The sequence below is a fragment of the Novosphingobium sediminicola genome, from assembly GCF_014196525.1.
Lineage (GTDB): Bacteria > Pseudomonadota > Alphaproteobacteria > Sphingomonadales > Sphingomonadaceae > Novosphingobium > Novosphingobium sediminicola.
On sequence record NZ_JACIDX010000005.1, the window covers coordinates 113,642 to 132,807 of the forward strand.

The window sequence follows — 19,166 nt, forward strand, 5'->3', positions numbered from 1 at the left end:
CTAACAGATCACTTAGTCCTCATCATCCCCAATCCACAGGTGATGGCTGTCGATGCGTAGGCGAGTGATCGCGGCATGGGCGTCCCCGCGCGCAATGCTCTCAGCGCGCGCGGCATCCTGCGTCTGCCGCTCGGCCAGCAGCAGTTCGGACAGGTCGAGCGCGCCCGCCTGAAACCCGCGCCGCACCTTGACCAGCGCGGCCTCCTGCGCGCGGCGACTGGCATCGGCGCGTTCCCACGCGTGCAGCGCAGCTTGCGCGCCGGCCAGATCGGAATCGGCGGTTTCCTGCAAAGTCCGGCGCACGACCTGCAGATCAGCCCCGGCAGCGGCGGCATTGGCCCCGGCCTGATCGGCCAGAGCACTGCGCCGACCATTGCCAAAGGGCATGATGAAAATCAGCCCTGCCCCGCGCTCGATCCCGCCCTTGTCGGAAAAGACGCGTACGCCCACCTGCGGATCGGCGATCCGGTCGGCGCGGGCGCGCTCGGCGCTGGCGTCGGCCATATGAGCGGTGGCCTCGGCGGCGGCGATCTCGTGGCTGCGCGCAAAGACCAGATCGCGCAGATGCGTCAGCCCTCCTTCGGGCTCATGCGGCGCGGGAATTGCCTCGGCGTGATCGGGCAGCGTCATCGCCGGAAACTGTGCCTGCAACCGGCTGCGCGCCACCTTTTCGCGCCCGCTCGACCTTTCGGCGGCCAAACGCGCGGCCTCCAGCGCCGCCACCGTCTGATCGGCCTCCAGCATAGAGGCATCGCGCAATTCCACCCGGCGCTTCACCGCCGACAGCAAGGTCTGGTAATTGGCCACGCTCTGCCGGTCCACCTCGGCCTCGCCCGCCGCCGAGAGCCACGCCCACCAGTAATCGGCCAGCATCAGCGCGGTCTGGTGCCGCGTATCCTCGGCGCGGTTCTTTTGCGCGGTCAGGCCATATTGGCCGATCTCGCGGTCCAGCCGCACCTTGCCCGGCCAGCGCACGCCCTTGGTCAATTGCGCCTCGAACTCGTCATAGACGCTTTCCTGAACAATTGAGCGCCTATTGTACGAAGTTTGCAAGTTGTAATCATAAGGCCCGTGTTCCAGCACGCGCACTTCGGCCTCGGCGGCGCGGGTGCGGGCGTTGGCGGCCTCAACGCCGGGATGGCTGGCCAAAGCCTGCGCCACGGCGGCCGGATCAGGCAGGCCCGGTTCGGGGCCAACCCGCCCCGGGGCGGCCATTACGGGCAAGGGAGCAAAGCACAGGGCGAGGAAGAGAAACTTACGCATCGGCTTTCTCCGCGCGGGTCTCGCCAAACCGTTCGTACAGGATCGGCAGCAGCACCAGCGTGAGCAGAGTGGAGGTGATCAGCCCGCCGATCACCACGATGGCCAGCGGCTTTTGAATTTCCGAGCCCGGCCCGGTGGCGAACAGCAAAGGCACAAGGCCAAAGGCGGCAATCGTGGCCGTCATCATCACAGGCCGCAGACGCCGCCGTGCCCCTACCCGCACCGCCTGCGCCAGTTCCATGCCGCCATCGCGCAATTGCCGGAAATAGCTGACCATCACCAGGCCGTTGAGCACGGCAATGCCCAGCAGCGCGATGAAGCCGACCGAGGCGGGCACCGAAAGATACTCGCCTGAGACGGCAAGCGAGACCATGCCGCCTACCAGCGCAAAGGGAATGTTGACCAGAATGAGCAGTGAGGCCCGCACCGAGGACAGCGTGGCGTAAAGCACGACAAAGATCATCAGCAGCGCAATAGGCAACACCACCATCAGGCGGGCCGAGGCGCGCTGCTGGTTTTCAAACTGTCCGCCCCAGACGATGCGATAGCCCTGCGGCAATTTCACATTGGCGCCGATGTCGGCCTTGGCCTGTTGCACATAGCCCACCAGATCGCGCCCGCCGACAAAGGCCTGCACCATGGCGAAACGCGAGCCGTTTTCATGCTCGACCTTGACCGGGCCTTCGGTGCGCTCAACCCGCGCCACATCGCTGGCGCGCACCAGTTGGCCGGTGGGGCTGCGATAGAGGCGGTCGGCGAAACTGGCGGGATTGGCGGCCTCGCCCTCGCCCCGGATCAGGATCGGCACGCGGCGCAGCCCTTCGGCCACCACGCCCGAACGCACGCCTTCCAGTTCGGAGCGCATCGCATCCTGAAGCGTGTCGATGGGCATGCCCACACGCCCCGCCGCCGTGCGATCGATGTCGATCTGCAGGTAATCCACCTTGTCATTGGCCACGGTCAGCGCCTCGCTGGTGCCGGGAATGGCCCGCAACCGGCGTTGAACCTCGCCCGCAAGGCGGCCCAGTTCGGCGCTGTCTGGGCCAAAGATCTTGATCGCCAGATCGCCGCGCGCGCCGGTCAGCATTTCGGAAATGCGCATTTCGATGGGTTGGGTAAAGCTGGTCTGGACGCCGGGCAGATTGGCCACCGCCTTGCGGATTTCATTGACCACCCATTCCTTGTCGCCTACGCGCCATTCGCTGCGCGGTTTCAAGGTGATGAAACTGTCCGTTTCATTCAGCCCCATCGGGTCGAGGCCCAATTCATCCGAGCCGGTGCGCGAGATGACATTGGTCACTTCCGGCACTTTGCTCATGATCGCCTTTTGCGCGGCATGGTCGATTTCCATACTATGCGGCAGCGAGATTGAGGGCAGCTTGGTGAGCTGAACAATCGCCGAGCCTTCGTCCATCGTCGGCAGGAAGGTCTTCCCGGTGGATTGATAGGCCACCACCGCCAGCACCAGCGACAGGCCCGCCGCGATGAACACCGGCAACCGATGCGCAAAGGCCCAGTCGAGCAACCGTCCATAGCGCGGCGACAAATGCCGCATCAGCCATGGTTCGTGATGGGCGTCTCCCGATTTCAGGCCAAAGAAGGACAGCACCGGCACCAAGGTCAGCGCCAGCACCAGCGCCGAAAGCAGCGCCAGCACGATGGTCAGCGCCACCGGGGCAAACAGCTTGCCCTCCAGCCCTTCAAGCGTGAGCAGCGGCAGGAATACCAGCGCGATAATGGCCAGGCCGCTGGCCACGGGCGTTGCGACCTCGGCGGCGGCGACGAACACATTGTGCAGGCGCCCCGCCCCGGCATGGCGCGGATCATTCATCCGCTCGACCACATTTTCGACCACCACGACCGCGCCATCGACCAGCATACCCACCGCAATGGCAAGCCCGCCAAGGCTCATCAGATTGGCCGTCAGTCCCACCGCACGCATGGCGATAAAGGTCAGCAGCACCGCCATGGGCAGCGCCAGCGCCACGATCACCGAGGCCCGCACATCACCAAGGAACAGCAACAGCAGCACGACCACCAGCAAGGTCGCCTCGATCAGCGCCTCCTCAACCGTGCCGACAGCGCGTTCGATCAGATCGGATCGGTCATAAAACACCGCAATCTTCATACCCTTGGGCAGGCTGGGCTTGAGTTCATCAAGGCGGACCTTGACGCCATCCACGATCTTGGCCGCATCCACGCCGCGCAGACCGATGACAATGCCCTCAACCGCCTCGCCGCGCGCGCCCTGGCTGACCGCTCCATAGCGGGTGAGCGCACCAATCCGCACCTTGGCAACGTCTCCCACGCGCACCACGCGGCCCGTCGCGGATTTGACCACCACCGCCGACAGATCCGCCACATTGCGGATCGCGCCGGAGGAACGCACGATCAAAGCCTCCTCGCCCGCCACCAGACGCCCCGCGCCATCGTTGCGGTTCGAGGTGCTGATCGCCTCGGACAGATCCGTCACCGTCAGCCCGGCGGCCGCCAGCGCCTGATTGTCGGGCACCACCTCATAGCTTTCGGCCAGACCGCCCAGCGCATTCACATCGGCCACCCCCGGCACCGTGCGCAGCGCAGGCCGGATCACCCAGTCCAGCACCCGGCGCTTTTCGGCCAGATCCTGAGGACCTTCGATGGTGAACATGAACATGTCGGTCAAAGGCGTGGCAATCGGGGCCAGACCGCCGCTGACGGTCGCGGGCAGATTGCCCATCACGCCCGTCAGGCGCTCATTCACCTGATTGCGCGCCCAGTAAATATCGGTGCTGTCATCGAAATTGATGGTAACGTCGGCAATCGCATATTTGGCCACAGAGCGCAGCACGGTCTGATGCGGAATGCCCAGCATTTCCATTTCGATGGGGGCCACCACGCGGCTCTCCACCTCTTCGGGCGTCATGCCGGGGGCCTTCAGGATCACCTTGACCTGAGTTGAGGAAATATCGGGAAAGGCGTCAATCGGCAGGTTGAGAAAGGACCAGACGCCCGCCCCCGCCAGCGCCAGCGCGATCGCCAGCACCGCTATCCGCGCGCTCAGCGCCCGTTCGACCAGTTTGCGCAGCATCGGATCAGGCCCCTGCGAAAATGGCTTTGAGTTCGGCCACGCCCTTGGTGACCACCTGCGCATGGGCGTACAGCCCGCTGCCGATCACCATGCGCCCGCCGCTCTCGCCCGCGACCTTGACCACCTGACGGCGGAAATTCTTGCCGTCGCGGATAAAGACCACATCATGCCCATCGACATTGGCCACCGCATTGCGCGGGACGCTGACGCCCTTGGCGCTCTCGCCCGCCGCCTCGATGATCGCGGTCACACCCTTGCCGGGGACCAGCCCCGCATCGCCCGCCACGCTGGCCCGCGCCACCAACGACCGCGTGACCGGATCAAGCGAGGCGCCCACGGAAAGCAATTTGCCCACCGCGCGCCGCCCGTCCTGTTCGACCGCCACCGGCATTCCGGGGCGCAATTGCCCGGCCAGCCTTTGCGGCAATTGCAGATCGAGCCGCAGCGCCGAGATATTCTCCACCACAAAGGGCGCGCCATCGGTGCTGACCGCGCCGCCGGTTTCTACGCTGACGCTGGCCACGCGGCCAGCAATCGGCGAGCGCAACGTCACCGTGCCATCGCGCGAGGCACCGCCCAGCGCCAGCAGACGCCGATTTTCCGCCAAGGTCGCCTGCACCGCGCGCAGATTGGCCACCGCTTCCTCGGCGCGCGAGGGGGCGATCACGCCTTCCTTGGCCAATTGGCTCAGACGCGCGGCATTGGCCTGCGCCACGGGCAATTCGGCCTGCGAACGCGCCATCGCCCCGCTGAACTGCACCGATTCGGCGGCCTTGACCACGCCCAGAACCGCCCCGCGCGACACCTCCTGCCCCGGAATCACCAGCACCTTGACCGCCGTGCCGCCAAAGGGAGAGGTTACCGCCACCCGCGCCTCGGGCGGCAAGGATACTGTGCCCGGCACGCTGGCCAGCGGGATCGGCGCATCGCCCTGTGCCGGTTCGACCGTGATGCCCAGTTCCTTGACCTGCGCCTCGCTGAGCGCGACCAGATCACCCTTGGGACTGGGCGCTTCAGGCGCAGCCTCCTGCGCGGCACGCGAACAGGCGGAAAGCAGGGCGAGTGCGGCACCGGCGGCCAGCAGGGAGTTTTTGCGCATCATGGCCGCCGCCATGGCGCACAAAGCTGACAGGAACTTGTCAGTTTCGTGTGGCAGGTCCAATAGTCATGAAGCATACAGACATGGGGACTCAAGGCTTGCGGCTGTTGTTGATCGAGGATGACGGCGAATTGGCAAGCCGCCTGAGCAATCGCCTGCGCGATGCCGGATTTGCCGTGGATGTCGCCGGATCACAGGCGGACGGCGAAGGCTGGCCCGATCTGGGCAAGATTGCCGCAATCATTCTCGACCTTGGATTGCCGGATGGCAATGGGCTGGATCTGCTGCGTTACTGGCGGGGGCGGCGGGTCGATTGCCCGGTACTGATCCTGACCGCGCGGGGAAGCTGGCAGGACAAGGTGGAGGGGTTGAACGCGGGGGCCGATGATTTCGTGGTGAAGCCCGTGCGGTTCGAGGAATTGCTGGCGCGGCTCCATGCGCTGCTGCGCCGCCACAGTGGCCAGCGCGCGCAATGGATCGAGGCGGGCGGGGTACGGCTCGATCCGGTGGGGCGCAATGCCGAGGTGGACGGGGCGGCGCTGTCGCTGTCCAAACAGGAGTTTCGCCTGCTGCAACTCTTTGTCCGCCGCCCCGGTCAGGTGCTGTCCCAAGGCGATATTCTCGAACATCTCTATGACCTTGACGCCCAGCGCGACCTGAACGCCATCGAGGTGCTGGTCAGCCGTTTGCGGCGCAAGGTGGGCGCGGGGCGGATCAAGACCCTGCGCGGCCTTGGCTATAGGTTTGAGGCATGAAGCGTGTTTTGACCCCTGCCCGTTTTGCCGCGCACAGCCTGCGCCTGCGGTTTTTGCTGGCGATCCTGTTGTGGGTGGCGCTGGGCATCGGCGGCATCTGGTATTCTGCCACGCGCGTCTTCACCCGCCATATCGAGGCGCAATATCACGACGAACTCTATGGCCATGTGCGCGAACTGGCCGGATTGGTGAATATTTCCAAGGACAGCCACCTCTCGCTCTCGCGCCCGCTTTCCGATCCGCGCTATCTCGAACCCATGTCGGGCTATTACTGGCAGGTTTCGGTGCATCGGGGCGACCGTATCCATTCGGCCTCGATGGTGCGCGGCGAGATTGACGAGGACATCGCCCATTCGCCCGAGATCTTTCATTCGATCGACAATGGCCCGACCGGCAAGACCATCGCCTATGGCTTTACCGGGTTCACGCCCGATGGCCGGGTGGTCCATTATGTGATCGCGGTCGATAAACGCTATCTGGATCAAGCCATCGCCAGTTTCACCCGTGAATTGACGCTGTGGCTGACGGCGCTGGCGACGGCACTGCTGATTACCGGCTATGCGGTGGTGCTGTTTGGCCTGCGCCCGCTCAACCGTCTGGCCACGGCCATCGGACAATTGCGCGAAGGCACCAGCGCCCGGCTCGAAGGCGCCTATCCTTCGGAAATCGCGCCTTTGGTCGAGGATTTGAACGCCTATATCGCGGGCAATGAGGCGGTGATCGAACGCGCGCGGGTCGAGGCGGGCAATCTGGCGCATGGGTTGCGCACACCGCTGGCCGTCATCACCGACGAGGCCGAAAGGCTGGCCCGCCAGCCCGAAAGCGCAAGGGCCGCGCGCGCTCTGCTCGATCAGGCGCATGAGATGGTGCAGCAGATCGACTTTCGCCTGGCGCGCACCCGTTCGGCGGCAGGCGCGCGCGCCTCGCTGCGGGTCAGCCATTTGCCCGAGGCCGTTTTGCCCATCCTGTCGGCCATGCGCAAATTGCATCCCGATTGCGCCTTTGAACTCTCGGCCCCCGTCCCGGTGCGCATGGCCATCGACCCGGTGGACCTGTCCGAACTGGTGTCCAACCTGCTGGACAATGCCGGGAAATGGGCGCGCCGCCGCGTGGTGCTGACCATTGCCGAGGGGCCGCGTATCCGCGTCGAAGACGATGGTCCCGGCATGAGCGAGGAACAGATCGCCCGCGCCTGCGAGATCGGTAGCCGGTTTGACGCCGATATGCCCGGCAGCGGGCTTGGCCTCGCCATCGCGCGCGACATTGCCGAAGCCTATGGGCTGCGCCTCAGGCTTTCCTCGCCGCCGGGCGGTGGACTGATTGCAGATCTGGTATGAGGATTCTCTGGCAAATAGCCATTATCATGGCCTTTTATGGAATTGGCGAAATCATTGCCCGTCTGACCCACGCCCCCCTGCCCGCCAGCGTGATCGGTCTGGCGCTGACCCTGATCGCGCTGCATCGGCGCTGGATCAAACCGGGGCAATTGCGCGAGGGGGCGCATGCTTTGCTGGGGCGGATGCTGCTGTTTTTTGTGCCTGCCGTCCCGGTTCTGATCGAGCATCGCGAATTTGCGGGCATCTTGGGGGTCCGCCTGTTGCTGGTGGTGGCAATCGGCACTGTGCTGGTTATGGCGGTGACAGGGATGGTTGTGCAAATCGTGGCGGGCGCCGATGATTGACCCAACCGATGATTGACGCAGGCTCAACCGCTCTTTGGTCCGCCCTTACGCTGGCCAGTTTTGCCGCCACGCGCGCGGTGCATCGGCGCCGGCCGCGCTGGTGGCTGATGCCGCTGATCACGGCGCCGCTGGGAATCGCGCTGATTTTGCTGGTGTTTCATGTGCCCTATGCGACCTATCGCGCCGGGGCGGGATGGCTGCTGTGGATGCTTGGCCCGGCGGTCACCGCCTTTGCCGTGCCGATCTATGACCAGCGCGCGATGATCCGCCGCTATTGGCGTCCGCTGCTGGCCGGGATGATCGCAGGCAGCGCCACCTCTTTCCTCTCGGGCTGGGCACTGGCGAGTGCGCTGGGCATTGACGGACCTTTGCGCCTCTCGCTGCTGCCGCGCTCGGTCAGCACGCCTTTTGCCATGGCGATTTCGGCAGAAATCGGCGGCATGCCCGATATTACCGCCGTTTTCGTGATCGCCACCGGCATCCTTGGCGCCCTGCTGGGCGAAGCGGCGGTGATGCGCGGCCTGCCCTCAGGGCGAACCGCGCAGGGGGCTATGGTCGGTGTAGCCGCCCACGCCATCGGCACGGCACAGGTGCAATCGCTCCACCCCCGCGTGGGGGCCGTGGCGGGGCTGGCGATGGTGCTGACGGGGCTTTTGAACCTTGCCCTTGCGCCGCTGGTTCTTTGGTTTCTACCTACTTAACCGGCTCGGCCTGTTTTGGCGCCGCAACCGAGCAATGGCGCGGCGGGAAGGCAAAAACTTTCCGGCCTATTAACTTTTTGCGCCTAGTATCTTAGGCCTCCGTGGAGGTCGATTTTCGTGAATATGCAAAGTTATAAGGGTTTTGGTAAATCAGGTTCCGGCGGTCAAGGCGGTCGGGGAGATAATCAGCGTGTCGATTTGTCCGCCGTTTGCGAAGTGCGACAAGGCATGGCCGAATGGCGCCGCGTCACGCTGGATGAGCTCTCGCCCGGCGGCTTTCGCATCAACCGCTTTGGCGAGGCGGACCCCAGCCAGCCTCTGCGTATCCGCATTCCGGGCCTGCAAATGCTCTCGGCTCGGATCGTCTGGCAAAAGGATGGCGCGATCGGCTGCGCCTTTGCCGCCCCGCTGCATGCCGCTGTGTTTGAACATATCACCCGCAGCCTGACCCGCTAAATCAACGGAGCTTGCGACCAAAGCGGCGTGCCGGAATCGAGCGCCGCACCGTCTGAGGCACCAGAATCGGTTGGGCCCTCAGGCTGGATCGGCGGGCCAGATGGCAGGCGATGATCTGATCCGGGTCCCAATCATCACTTTCGTCGCGCCCCTCCTGCGACGCTGCTTTGCGCCTGCGCCCGGATTCGCGCAGGTGCAGGACCAGCGCAACAAAGCCGACAAACAGACCGGCCCCCACCAGCCCCAGAACCAGCAACATCCCCCCGGTCGAGGCCCAGGCCATATCGGCGATCTGTTTGAGATCGAACATCATCGAAGAGATACCCCAGATGACAGCAAAGCTGAGCGCAAATATATTGCGCAATATCGCACCCACAGTATCGAACAGGCTGAACATCACTAGCACCTCGCCAGCAAAGCATAGTGTTGGCTGGTTAATGACGTGCTAACCCTAAACCGCAAACCTCGTAAAAATACGAGAGCCAACGAAAGAGGGCGGAAAGCTTTCGCCTCCCGCCCCCATTTCCTTAGGCCGATGCCTGCTGCGATCAGATATGGATCGCCCGGCCGTAGGCCGCCAGCGTTGCTTCGTGCATCATTTCCGACAGGGTCGGATGCGGGAAGACGGTGTTTATCAGTTCGACTTCCGTCGTTTCCAGCGTCTTGCCCACCACATAGCCCTGAATCAGCTCGGTCACTTCCGCGCCGATCATGTGCGCGCCCAGCAATTCGCCGGTCTTCGCGTCGAACACGGTCTTGATGAAGCCTTCCGGCTCACCCAGCGCGATGGCCTTGCCATTGCCGATGAAGGGGAACGTGCCGACCTTGAGCGTGTAACCGGCTTCCTTGGCCTTGGCCTCGGTCAGGCCGACGCTGGCCACCTGCGGGTGGCAATAGGTGCAGCCCGGAATGTTGCGGCGGTCAAGACCATGCGGATGCACTTCCTTGTTGCCCAGTTCCTGCGCGATGGCTTCGGCCGCCGTCACGCCCTCATGGCTGGCCTTGTGCGCCAGCCACGGGCCGGGCGTCACGTCGCCGATCGCCCACACGCCCTTGACGCCGGTGCGACCCAACGGATCGGTGGAAATGATGCCGCGGTCGGTCTTGATGCCCAGCGTTTCCAGACCGATGTTCTCGGTGTTGGCCACCACGCCCACGGCCACGATCACATGGCTGAACTCTTCCTCTGTCACCTTGCCGTCGGGTGCCTTGATCTTGGCCTTCACGCCCTTGGCATCAGCGACCAGACCTTCCAGACCCGTCTTGGTGCGGATCTTGAAGCCCTGCTTGGTCAGCGACTTTTCAAGGAAGGCCGAGACATCGGCGTCCTCGGCCGGAACGATACGGTCGGCCATTTCGACGACCGTGACGTCCGCGCCCAGATCGTTGTAGAAGCTGGCGAATTCGATGCCAATGGCGCCCGAACCGATAACCAGCAACTTGGTCGGCATTTCCTTGGGCGTCATCGCATGGCGATAGGTCCAGATGCGATTGCCGTCCGCCGGGGCAAAGGGCAGATCGCGCGCGCGCGCGCCGGTCGCCACGATGATGTGCTTGGCGGTCAGCGTTTCGGTGCCCTTCTCGCCGGTCACTTCCAGCTTGCCGGGAGCCAACAGCTTGCCATTGCCCATGTGGACGGCAACCTTGTTCTTCTTCATCAGATGCGTAACGCCCTGATTAAGCTGCTTGGCCACGCCGCGCGAACGGGCGACCACAGCGGCCAGATCGGCGGTCACGCCCGTGGCCGAAAGGCCGTAAGCCTTGGCGTGCTGCATCTGGTGAAACACCTCGGCGCTACGCAGCAGGGCCTTGGTCGGGATACAGCCCCAGTTGAGGCAGATACCGCCCAGATTTTCGCGTTCGACAATCGCGGTCTTGAGGCCCAGCTGCGCGCTGCGGATCGCCGCGACATAGCCACCGGGGCCCGAACCCAGAACAATCACATCATACTGTTCAGCCACGTTGTTTACTCCTGAACCACCGAGCGGGGCCGCCCGGCGTCATCGACAGCCACAAATGTAAAGACCGCTTCGGTCACCTTTTGCGCCTCGTGTTGAAAACGGTCGCGCCGCCATGCCTCGATGGCAATCGTCATCGAGGAGCGGCCCACCTTGCGGATTTCGCCATAGACCGAAACCTCGTCGCCGACCTTGACCGGCTTGAGGAATTGCACGCCATCCATGGCGATGGTCACGGCCCGGCCGCGCGAATGACGCGCAGCCAGCAGCCCTGCCCCCATATCCATCTGACACAGCAGCCACCCGCCGAAGATGTCGCCATAGGCATTGGCATCGGCGGGCATGGCGGTGACGCGAATCACCGGCTCAGTGGCAGGGCGCAGGGTCAATGCCTCCATCTCAGGCCAGCAGGCCGAGCGGATTTTCGACCAGCTCGCGGAAGGCCGCCATCAGCTGCGCACCATCCGAACCATCAATGGCGCGGTGGTCAAAGCTGCCCGTGGCGCACATCGCCGTGGCCACGCCCAGGCTGCCGTCTTCCAGCACCCAGGGGCGTTTTTCACCGGCGCCGATGGCCATGATCATGCCCTGCGGCGGGTTGATGACGGCTTCGAACTGCTTGATGCCCATCATGCCCATGTTCGACAGGCTGGCGGTGCCGCCGATGAACTCGGTCGGGGCCAGCTTGCCTTCCTTGGCGCGCTTGGCCAGATCGGCCATGCCGGTGCTGATCGCGGCCAGACCCTTGCCCGAAGCATCGGTGATGATCGGCGTGATCAGGCCATTGGGGATCGAGACGGCCACCGACACGTCGGCGCGGCTGTATTGACGCAGCGTGTCGCCCGCAAAGGCCACGTTGCACTGCGGCACCTGCGCCAGAGCAACGCCCAGCGCCTTGATCAGCATGTCATTGACCGACAGCTTGACCTTGCGCGCAGCCAGCGCCGCGTTCAGCTCTGCGCGCAGCTTGAGCAGCGCATCAAGGCGGATATCCACGGTCAGGTAGATATGCGGCACCTGCTGCTTCGATTCGGTCAGGCGGCGCGCAATCGTCTTGCGCATGGTCGAGAGCGGCAGATCCTCATGCGGGATGCCAAAGTCGGGCAGAGCCGCCGCGACGGGGGCCGGAGCAGCCACAGGCGCGGGAGCAGCAGCCGGAGCCGCCGCCGCAGCGGGAGCAGCCGCGCCGGGCTGCGCGCCTTCAACGTCGGCCTTAACAATGCGGCCATTCGGGCCGGTGCCCTTGACGCCCGCCAGATCAACGCCCTTTTGCGCGGCAATCCGCTTGGCCAGCGGCGAAGCCACCACGCGGTCGCCGGTCTTGACCGGAGCGGCCGCCACCGGGGCCGAGGCCACAGGAGCCGGGGCCGCCGCAGCAACAGGAGCGGGCGCAGCAGCGGCAGCAGGCTTGGCCACCGGGGCCGAGGCATCTTCGCCCTCGCCCGCCAGCTGGGCGATCACGGTGCCGACCTTCACATTGTCGGTGCCTTCGGCGATTTCGATGGCAACAATCGTGCCTTCGTCCACCGCTTCGAATTCCATCGTAGCCTTATCGGTTTCAATCTCGGCCATGATATCGCCAGCGCTAACCGTATCGCCCACTTTAACCAGCCAGCGGGCCAGTTTCCCCTGCTCCATCGTGGGAGACAGAGCGGGCATCTTGATCGAGATCGGCATGAGGGCTTCTCGTCCTTATGGCTAATTTTAGAATCGGTCTGCTTCTGCCGGGGATTGTCGCAATCGGCAAGATGCTTGAGCCGAATAGGAATGTGCTTGATGGCTTAACCCACAAAACTTATGACCTGTGTGCGCTGGGCGACAAGGGCAAAGACGCGCCTTCCCGGCCAAAATTGCTTCCCTGTTGCGATTGTGTCATCACCACGCACGCCAACTATTCGGTTCACAGAGCCGGACATATCGGTTCAAAGGGAATGTGCGATGCGTGTCTATCTGGTGATCGTGGATGAAAGCGATGAAGCGCGCGTTGCCCTGCGCTTTGCCACAAGGCGCGCGATCAAGACGCAGGGGCAGGTTCATATCCTCGCTCTTGTGCCGCCACAGCCCTTCTCGGCCTTTGGCGGCATTCAGGCCACCATCGAGGAAGAAGCCCGCGCCCGCGCCGAAACCATCGCGGCGGCCGCGGCAGGCAGCGTCCTCTCGCAGGCCGGGCATATGCCTGTGATCGCAGTGGTTTCGGGCGATCCGGTCAAGGCGGTGCGCGAATATCTTTCCCAGCACAGCGAAGTGGCCGCCCTAGTGCTTGGGGCGCCATCGGGCGCAGGGGCTTCCGGCACAGGACAGGGGCCGCTGATCGGCCACTTTACCGGGGCCGGGCTGGGCGCCCTGTCCTGCCCGTTGTTCATCGTGCCGGGCGGCATGGATGAAGCGGAGATCGACCGCCTCAGCTGATTACCGCCGCTTGCCCTGATGGCGAATGTTGGCCGGGCGGCCCCGCTTGCCCACCAAATGGCTGCCGCGCCGCTTCATCCCGGCCTCGCCGTCATTGCCCGGCAAGCGCGCCCCGCGCCTTTCGATCCGGCCTTGCCCGTCCTCGGGCTCGAACTTCAGCGCGCCGGTCAACGCATTGGCCTCGGCCAGACGCAGTTTCAGACGGTCGCCGATGGCAAAGACCGTGCCGGTGGAATCGCCGCGCAAGACCTGCGCCTTTTCATCATGGCTGAACCGCTCATCGCCCAGCACCGAAATCGGCACCAGCCCATCGCCGCCAAGGCCAAGGATCGTGGCAAACAGGCCAAAGCGCTGAACCCCGGTGATCCGGCAATCGAACACCTCGCCCACATGCATCGAGAGCCATGCCGCGACATAGCGATCGACCGTCTCGCGCTCGGCTTCCATCGCGCGGCGCTCGGCGGTGGAGATGGCATCGCAAATCCGCGCCAGATCCGAACGGTCTCGCCCATGCAGACCCGACAGCGCGGGCAGATCGCCGCCCGGCGCGGGCTGTTCGAGGTGAAACGCATCGACCAGCGCGCGGTGGACCAGAAGGTCGGAATAGCGGCGGATGGGCGATGTGAAATGCGAATAGGAGCCAAGACTGAGGCCAAAGTGACCGGCATTGCGCGGGCCGTAATAGGCCTGCGTCTGGCTGCGCAGCACGGCCTCCATGATGAGCGCCTTTTCGACCTCATCATCAATGCTCTTCAGCATCCGGTTGAACAGCGCGGGCGTGATCACCTGACCCAAGGCCAGCTTGCGCTCGAAGGTGGCGAGGTAATCTTTGAGCGCGATCAGCTTTTCACGGTTTGGCGGCTCATGGATGCGATAGACAACCGGCGCGGCCTTGCTTTCCAGCGCCTTGGCCGCCGCGACATTGGCCGCGATCATGAAATCCTCGACCACGCGATGCGCGTCCAGTCGTTCGCGCAGCGCCACCTGCGCCACGCGCCCCATCTCGTCCAGCACCACGCGACGCTCGGGCAGATCGAGTTCAAGCGGATCGCGATTGGTGCGCGCATGGGCCAGCGCCTTCCAAGCACCCCACAGGTTGACCAGATGCGCCTCGGCCTCATTGGCGTCGATGCGGCGCTGGGCCTCCTCATAGGCGATCACTTCGGCAATCCGCACAATCGCGCGGGTAAAGCGGAAGGAGATCATCCGCCCTTCGGCGTCAAACGTCAGATGGCAGGCCATGGCCGCGCGCGGCGCCCCGGCTTTCAGCGAGCAGACATCCGCCGATAGAACTTCGGGCAGCATCGGCACCACGCGGTCGGGGAAATAGACCGAATTGCCGCGTTTGCGGGCCTCGCGGTCCAGCGCGCCGCCGGGGCGAACATAGAAGGACACATCGGCAATCGCCACCAGTGCGCGCCATCCGCCCTCACGATCCGGTTCGGCCCAGATCGCATCGTCATGGTCGCGCGCGTCCACCGGGTCGATGGCCACGATGGGCAGATGCGTCAGATCCTCGCGCTGCTCCTGGCTCAACGCCTGACGCGCGGACAATTCGGCCTCGGCAATCACTTCGCCGCCGAAAATATGCGGCAGGCCATGCTTGTGAATGGCAATCAGGCTGAAGCTCTTGGGCGCCAGCGGGTCGCCCAGCACCGCCACCACGCGCATCCCTGCGCGCGGGGATCGGCCTGCCGGTTCGGCCATGACCAATTGCCCTTCGACCGCCCCGCCCAGATCCGAAATCGGCGCGGCATGGCGCTCGCGCTTGTCGATGGGGGCCAGCCAACCCTTGCCCGCGCCGTCGATCTCGACCACGCCCATGACGCCCTCGGCATCATTAGGCAGCTTCTTCATCGGAAAGGCCACCCAGCCATCCGCCGTTTCCTCGGTGCGGCTCAAAATCCGGTCGCCGGGCTTGAGCGCGCCCACGCCGCGCATCTGCGGGCCCTTCTTTTGCGCAACGCGCTGTTCCACCACGGTCAGGCGCGGCGGAGCCCCGGCATCGTCCGGCTCCCACTTGTCGGGCACCGCAATCGGCAGGCCATCCTCGACGCCCACGACGCGCAAAACGGTCACCTTGGGCACGCCGCCCATGCGGTGATAGGCCGTGCGCTTGCCGTCGATCAGGCCTTCCTCAGCCATGTCCTTGAGCAGCGCCTTAAGCTCGATCTTCTCCGCGCCCTTCAGGCCAAATGCCTTGGCAATTTCGCGCTTGCCGACCTCTTCGGTGGCATTGGCGATGAAATCCAGCACCTGCTGGCGGTTGGGCATGCCCGGCTCCATCTTGCGGATGGAAAGTTTGCCGGGTTTGCGCGGGGGTCGTTTGTCAAAGGCCATGACAAATGCCTTGGCCCCAAAGCGCGCGCATTACAAGCCTAGGGCGTCAGGCGCTCATACGATCCACCGGGCAGAGCGCTGGCAATCGGGCCTTGCGCACCATTGGCCCCGACCGCCGAAACGCCAAGGAACCAGTCATCGCCGCGCAGGCCCTTGAACGTCATGGCGGTGTTGCCGGTGGTGGCAAAAGGCTTGGCCTCCCACCCGGCGGCGTCCGTCCGGCGGCGCCAGATCGCGTAAGAAGTCGCGCCGGGAACCCCGCTCCATTTCAGATCGGTGTCGGGCGAAACGGCGATCTTTTGCGTGACCGTGGGCGGCATGGGCGCGGCGGCGATGGCGCTGGCCGCGCGGATATTGAGCGCGGTCACGCGGGCCAGATAGGCAAAGTCCATGAACTCGATCGTGTCGCCATATTGGGTGGCGCCTTCGCGGCGGATATCCTGATGCTGATGATCGTAATTTTCGACCGCCACGGTGATGCGGACGGCGGGAAAGCCCTTTTCCTCGAACGGCAGATGATCGCCCCCGCGCCCCACCCGATCCGCGCGCCATACCTGCCGCACGGCCAGATCGCGCGCCGACAGCCCGGCGATAAAGCGCGAAAGGTTGCGGCTTGGGCTGTCGTTCTCGCCCCCTTCGCGGCGCTGGGCGGCGGTCAGTTTCGCATCCGCATTGGCGCGCGGGCCTTCGGAAAAAACGCGGATATGCGTGTCATCCACCAGCCCGTCCGACCCGCGCGTATTGCCCACAATGTCATTGTTGAGCACCGCCTTCACCTTCCACCCCCGCTCCGCCGCGACATCGGCCAGCAGGCGCCCGCCCAGCAAGCCCTGCTCCTCGCCCGACAGGATCGCGTAAACCACCGTGGTGGGGAATTTGCGCTGCGCCATGATCCGCGCCGCCTCGATCACCAGCGCTACGCCCGAGCCGTCATCATTGGCGCCTGGCGCATCGGCGCTGGCGTTCATCACATCCGAAACGCGCGTGTCGATATGGGCCTGAATGATCGTCACCTCATCGGGCCGCTCGGTGCCCTTTTGAATGGCCACGACATTGACCAGCCGGGCGGGCGTGGGGATGCGGGCGCTGGTCACCATGCGCTCGGGCAATTCGATGGAAAGGCAGCCGCCGCATTGCGTGCCGATAGTGCGGAATTGCTGCTGCGCCCATGCGCGCGCCGCGCCGATGCCGCGTTTGGGGTCATCCTGCGAGGAAAGCGTATGGCGCGTGCCAAAGCCCACCAGCGACGTCACCGTGGCGCGCAACCGTTCGGGCGAAGGGGCGCTCTGAGCCAAGGCGGCGGCGGGCAGCAGGGTGGCGGCAATGAGCGTGTGGCGTAACATGGGCGCGAATGTGCCATGCCTTTGGCCCCGCGCAAGGGGGCAAACTAGCGTAGTTTTTCGAGCCAGATCGTTCGGCGGATTGTCTCGTCAATCATGCAAGAAGAGTATTCGATGGCCTCCAGCGTACCGCCCTCGGCCTCTTTGGATTGCAGCAGACAATGCTTTTGCCGATCGGCAATCCATGCCCTTTCGGCGCTGCGCAGCGCGGTCTGGCGCGCGGAAGGCAGGCGTTTGAACGTCACCGCCCATGTTGCGTTCAGCTGCGCATCCTGCCGCTTCATCTCCTGCGCATTACACTGGTCATGCAGGATCGTGTTGAGATCGCGGCGCGCCAGACACCGCCGATAGCGCGACGAATAGCGCGCGTCGATTTCCGGATGGCTGGGCGCCGGATCGGCCAGCGTCAGGATCGGCCCAAAGGAATAGGCCGGAACCGTTGCCGCGAGAACCAGCGCCAGCAGCATCAATAGGCCCGCGCGACGTAGATGCGCTCAACCGCCGCTTCGCCGGTGAAGGGACAGAGACCTTCGGCGGGCGCGGCGTCGAGCGCGGTGTTGCGGATGGTGAGCTTCAGCGCCTTCAACTGCTCGACCACCTTTTCCAGCGCATCGCCGGTCGGGCGGCTCCAGTTCAGCTCGACCCAGCCCGGATAGCGCTTATCCTCGGCAAAGAACTCGGCCACCTGATCCAGCGTGGTCAGGCCGCGCGTGATATTGGCGTCGCGCTTCTCGGTCGCTTCGCGGTGCAGGCTGGCCTGAATGTCCTCCAGCAGCGCAGCGACACCGGCGACAAATTCCTCGCGGCTCTGACCCACGAAATTGGTCTTGGCGTCCTCCCGCCAGATCCGGTCGCGGCGCAGGGCCGAAACCATGCCGCCCGCCGCATCGCGCCCGCCGATTTCCAAAATGATCGGCGCGCCCTTCTTTACCCATGCCCAGCGCTTTTGCGTGGCCTTGCCGGGGCGCTTGTCGAGCAGCACGCGGATCGGTTCGCCCAGAGCCGAGAGCTTGAGCAATTCGCGGCGGATTTCCTCGCAATAAGCCAGCAGCGCCTCGTCGCCATCATCCTCGCGCAGCATGGGCAGGATGATGATCTGATGCGGGGCAATCGCGGGGGGCACGCGCAGACCGTCATCATCGCCATGCGTCATGATGACGCCGCCGATCATGCGGGTCGAAACGCCCCACGAGGTGGTGTGCGCCAGTTCCTGCGCGCCTTCCTTGCTCTGATAACGGATGCCCGCGGCCTCGGCAAAACCGGTGCCGAGGTAATGGCTGGTCCCGGCCTGAAGCGCCTTGCCGTCCTGCATCATCGCCTCGATGGAATAGGTCGCCACGGCGCCGGGGAAACGCTCGTTCTCCGGCTTTTCGCCCGCCACCACCGGCATGGCCAGTACGTTTTCGGCAAAGCTGCGATACATTTCAAGCGCGCGCAGCGTTTCTTTCATTGCATCATCGCGGTCGGCATGGGCGGTATGCCCTTCCTGCCACAGAAATTCGCTGGTGCGCAGGAACATGCGCGTGCGCATTTCCCAGCGCACAACGTTGGCCCACTGGTTCACCATCAGCGGCAGATCGCGCCACGATTGCACCCAGCGCGCCATGGCCGCGCCAATCACCGTTTCCGACGTCGGGCGCACGATCAGCGGCTCTTCCAGCCTGGCCTCGGGGTCGGGCATCAAGCCGCCCTTGCCATCAGCGATCAGACGGTGATGCGTGACGACCGCCATTTCCTTGGCAAAGCCTTCAACGTGATCGGCTTCCTTGGCGAAATAGCTCAAGGGGATGAACAGCGGAAAATAGCAATTGTCGACGCCCGCTTCCTTGATCGCGGCGTCCATGATCTTCTGGATGCGTTCCCAGATGCCATAGCCCCACGGCTTGATGACCATGCAGCCGCGCACGCCGCTTTCCTCGGCCATCTCGCCTTCGGAGACGACTTGCTGATACCATGCGGCGAAATCATCTTCGCGCTTCACGGTCAGGGCGTGGCGGATCTGGGCGGGCTTTTGCGTTTTCTGATTCATGGCGCGCAGCGTTTAAGCAAGGCGCCGAAAAACGGGAACCGGTTTTTTGCAAAAATCGGCATGGG

The 19,166-nt window shown here is 64.5% G+C and carries 17 protein-coding genes; 6 read left to right on the forward strand and 11 right to left on the reverse strand.

The annotated features are described in order from the left end of the window. Window positions 1-12: 12 nt before the first annotated feature. The 3 genes from GGR38_RS07910 to GGR38_RS07920 are packed head-to-tail and all read right to left on the reverse strand — an operon-like array spanning window position 13 to window position 5,435. A complete protein-coding gene (locus GGR38_RS07910) occupies window positions 13-1,263 on the reverse strand; it encodes a TolC family protein (protein ID WP_183624309.1) in 1,251 nt (416 codons plus the stop codon). Then, a complete protein-coding gene (locus GGR38_RS07915) occupies window positions 1,256-4,333 on the reverse strand; it encodes an efflux RND transporter permease subunit (protein ID WP_183624311.1) in 3,078 nt (1,025 codons plus the stop codon). Before GGR38_RS07915 ends, GGR38_RS07910 begins: the two co-directional genes overlap by 8 nt. A gap of 4 nt (window positions 4,334-4,337) precedes the next feature. After that, complete coding sequence (locus tag GGR38_RS07920; protein WP_246404335.1) at window positions 4,338-5,435, reverse strand: efflux RND transporter periplasmic adaptor subunit; 1,098 nt, start codon at window positions 5,433-5,435, stop codon at window positions 4,338-4,340. Between the two features lie 80 nt (window positions 5,436-5,515). Between GGR38_RS07920 and GGR38_RS07925 the strand changes: the two genes are divergently transcribed. The 5 genes from GGR38_RS07925 (at window position 5,516) to GGR38_RS07945 (ending at window position 9,025) form a co-directional block, all read left to right on the forward strand. After that, window positions 5,516-6,187: a response regulator transcription factor gene (locus tag GGR38_RS07925; RefSeq protein ID WP_246404336.1), complete on the forward strand. Its 672-nt coding sequence runs from the start codon at window positions 5,516-5,518 to the stop codon at window positions 6,185-6,187. Then, complete coding sequence (locus tag GGR38_RS07930; protein WP_183624312.1) at window positions 6,184-7,524, forward strand: ATP-binding protein; 1,341 nt, start codon at window positions 6,184-6,186, stop codon at window positions 7,522-7,524. The genes GGR38_RS07925 and GGR38_RS07930 overlap by 4 nt, the downstream gene beginning before the upstream one ends. Window positions 7,525-7,550: 26 nt before the next feature. Next, window positions 7,551-7,868: a CidA/LrgA family protein gene (locus tag GGR38_RS07935; protein ID WP_183624314.1), complete on the forward strand. Its 318-nt coding sequence runs from the start codon at window positions 7,551-7,553 to the stop codon at window positions 7,866-7,868. Then, window positions 7,865-8,569: an LrgB family protein gene (locus GGR38_RS07940; protein WP_221227040.1), complete on the forward strand. Its 705-nt coding sequence runs from the start codon at window positions 7,865-7,867 to the stop codon at window positions 8,567-8,569. Before GGR38_RS07935 ends, GGR38_RS07940 begins: the two co-directional genes overlap by 4 nt. A gap of 123 nt (window positions 8,570-8,692) precedes the next feature. Continuing rightward, the gene (locus GGR38_RS07945; protein WP_343059044.1) at window positions 8,693-9,025 is read left to right on the forward strand and encodes a PilZ domain-containing protein; all 333 of its coding nucleotides are present in this window, start codon (window positions 8,693-8,695) and stop codon (window positions 9,023-9,025) included. Window position 9,026: 1 nt separating this feature from the next. On the opposite strand, the gene GGR38_RS07950 is transcribed toward GGR38_RS07945, so the two are convergent. The 4 genes from GGR38_RS07950 to GGR38_RS07965 form a co-directional block, all read right to left on the reverse strand. Further along, window positions 9,027-9,422 carry a hypothetical protein gene (locus GGR38_RS07950; RefSeq protein WP_183624317.1) on the reverse strand — a complete coding sequence of 132 codons (396 nt, stop codon included), beginning with the start codon at window positions 9,420-9,422 and terminating at the stop codon, window positions 9,027-9,029. 151 nt (window positions 9,423-9,573) lie between these two features. After that, the gene (gene lpdA / locus GGR38_RS07955) at window positions 9,574-10,986 is read right to left on the reverse strand and encodes a dihydrolipoyl dehydrogenase (protein ID WP_183624319.1); all 1,413 of its coding nucleotides are present in this window, start codon (window positions 10,984-10,986) and stop codon (window positions 9,574-9,576) included. Window positions 10,987-10,991: 5 nt separating this feature from the next. After that, on the reverse strand, window positions 10,992-11,327 hold the full coding sequence (locus tag GGR38_RS07960) for an acyl-CoA thioesterase (protein WP_371815612.1): 336 nt from the start codon (window positions 11,325-11,327) through the stop codon (window positions 10,992-10,994). A 55-nt stretch (window positions 11,328-11,382) separates the two neighbouring features. Beyond that, window positions 11,383-12,660, reverse strand: a complete 1,278-nt coding sequence (locus GGR38_RS07965; protein WP_183624321.1) for a pyruvate dehydrogenase complex dihydrolipoamide acetyltransferase — start codon at window positions 12,658-12,660, stop codon at window positions 11,383-11,385. A 261-nt stretch (window positions 12,661-12,921) separates the two neighbouring features. On the opposite strand from GGR38_RS07965, the gene GGR38_RS07970 reads away from it, so the two are divergent. After that, complete coding sequence (locus tag GGR38_RS07970) at window positions 12,922-13,392, forward strand: universal stress protein (RefSeq protein ID WP_183624323.1); 471 nt, start codon at window positions 12,922-12,924, stop codon at window positions 13,390-13,392. On the opposite strand, the gene GGR38_RS07975 is transcribed toward GGR38_RS07970, so the two are convergent. Genes GGR38_RS07975 through proS form a run of 4 tightly spaced genes read right to left on the reverse strand, consistent with a single transcriptional unit; the run spans window position 13,393 to window position 19,101 of the window. After that, window positions 13,393-15,732 carry a ribonuclease R family protein gene (locus tag GGR38_RS07975; protein ID WP_425497047.1) on the reverse strand — a complete coding sequence of 780 codons (2,340 nt, stop codon included), beginning with the start codon at window positions 15,730-15,732 and terminating at the stop codon, window positions 13,393-13,395. Between the two features lie 38 nt (window positions 15,733-15,770). Next, window positions 15,771-17,075: a M20/M25/M40 family metallo-hydrolase gene (locus GGR38_RS07980; protein ID WP_183624325.1), complete on the reverse strand. Its 1,305-nt coding sequence runs from the start codon at window positions 17,073-17,075 to the stop codon at window positions 15,771-15,773. 44 nt (window positions 17,076-17,119) lie between these two features. Further along, complete coding sequence (locus tag GGR38_RS07985) at window positions 17,120-17,539, reverse strand: lysozyme inhibitor LprI family protein (protein WP_183624327.1); 420 nt, start codon at window positions 17,537-17,539, stop codon at window positions 17,120-17,122. Then, the gene (gene proS / locus GGR38_RS07990) at window positions 17,539-19,101 is read right to left on the reverse strand and encodes a proline--tRNA ligase (RefSeq protein WP_183624329.1); all 1,563 of its coding nucleotides are present in this window, start codon (window positions 19,099-19,101) and stop codon (window positions 17,539-17,541) included. The genes GGR38_RS07985 and proS overlap by 1 nt, the downstream gene beginning before the upstream one ends. Window positions 19,102-19,166 lie beyond the last annotated feature (65 nt).

Bases quoted from the DNA above. Each gene is read 5' to 3' on its own strand.
- GGR38_RS07910 (WP_183624309.1), bottom strand. From the start codon at position 1,263: ATGCGTAAGTTTCTCTTCCTCGCCCTGTGCTTTGCTCCCTTGCCCGTA.
- GGR38_RS07915 (WP_183624311.1), bottom strand. From the start codon at position 4,333: ATGCTGCGCAAACTGGTCGAACGGGCGCTGAGCGCGCGGATAGCGGTG.
- GGR38_RS07920 (WP_246404335.1), bottom strand. From the start codon at position 5,435: ATGATGCGCAAAAACTCCCTGCTGGCCGCCGGTGCCGCACTCGCCCTG.
- GGR38_RS07925 (WP_246404336.1), top strand. From the start codon at position 5,516: ATGGGGACTCAAGGCTTGCGGCTGTTGTTGATCGAGGATGACGGCGAA.
- GGR38_RS07930 (WP_183624312.1), top strand. From the start codon at position 6,184: ATGAAGCGTGTTTTGACCCCTGCCCGTTTTGCCGCGCACAGCCTGCGC.
- GGR38_RS07935 (WP_183624314.1), top strand. From the start codon at position 7,551: ATGGCCTTTTATGGAATTGGCGAAATCATTGCCCGTCTGACCCACGCC.
- GGR38_RS07945 (WP_343059044.1), top strand. From the start codon at position 8,693: ATGCAAAGTTATAAGGGTTTTGGTAAATCAGGTTCCGGCGGTCAAGGC.
- GGR38_RS07950 (WP_183624317.1), bottom strand. From the start codon at position 9,422: ATGTTCAGCCTGTTCGATACTGTGGGTGCGATATTGCGCAATATATTT.
- GGR38_RS07960 (WP_371815612.1), bottom strand. From the start codon at position 11,327: ATGCCCGCCGATGCCAATGCCTATGGCGACATCTTCGGCGGGTGGCTG.
- GGR38_RS07965 (WP_183624321.1), bottom strand. From the start codon at position 12,660: ATGCCGATCTCGATCAAGATGCCCGCTCTGTCTCCCACGATGGAGCAG.
- GGR38_RS07970 (WP_183624323.1), top strand. From the start codon at position 12,922: ATGCGTGTCTATCTGGTGATCGTGGATGAAAGCGATGAAGCGCGCGTT.
- GGR38_RS07975 (WP_425497047.1), bottom strand. From the start codon at position 15,732: ATGGCCTTTGACAAACGACCCCCGCGCAAACCCGGCAAACTTTCCATC.
- GGR38_RS07980 (WP_183624325.1), bottom strand. From the start codon at position 17,075: ATGTTACGCCACACGCTCATTGCCGCCACCCTGCTGCCCGCCGCCGCC.
- GGR38_RS07985 (WP_183624327.1), bottom strand. From the start codon at position 17,539: ATGCTGCTGGCGCTGGTTCTCGCGGCAACGGTTCCGGCCTATTCCTTT.
- proS (WP_183624329.1), bottom strand. From the start codon at position 19,101: ATGAATCAGAAAACGCAAAAGCCCGCCCAGATCCGCCACGCCCTGACC.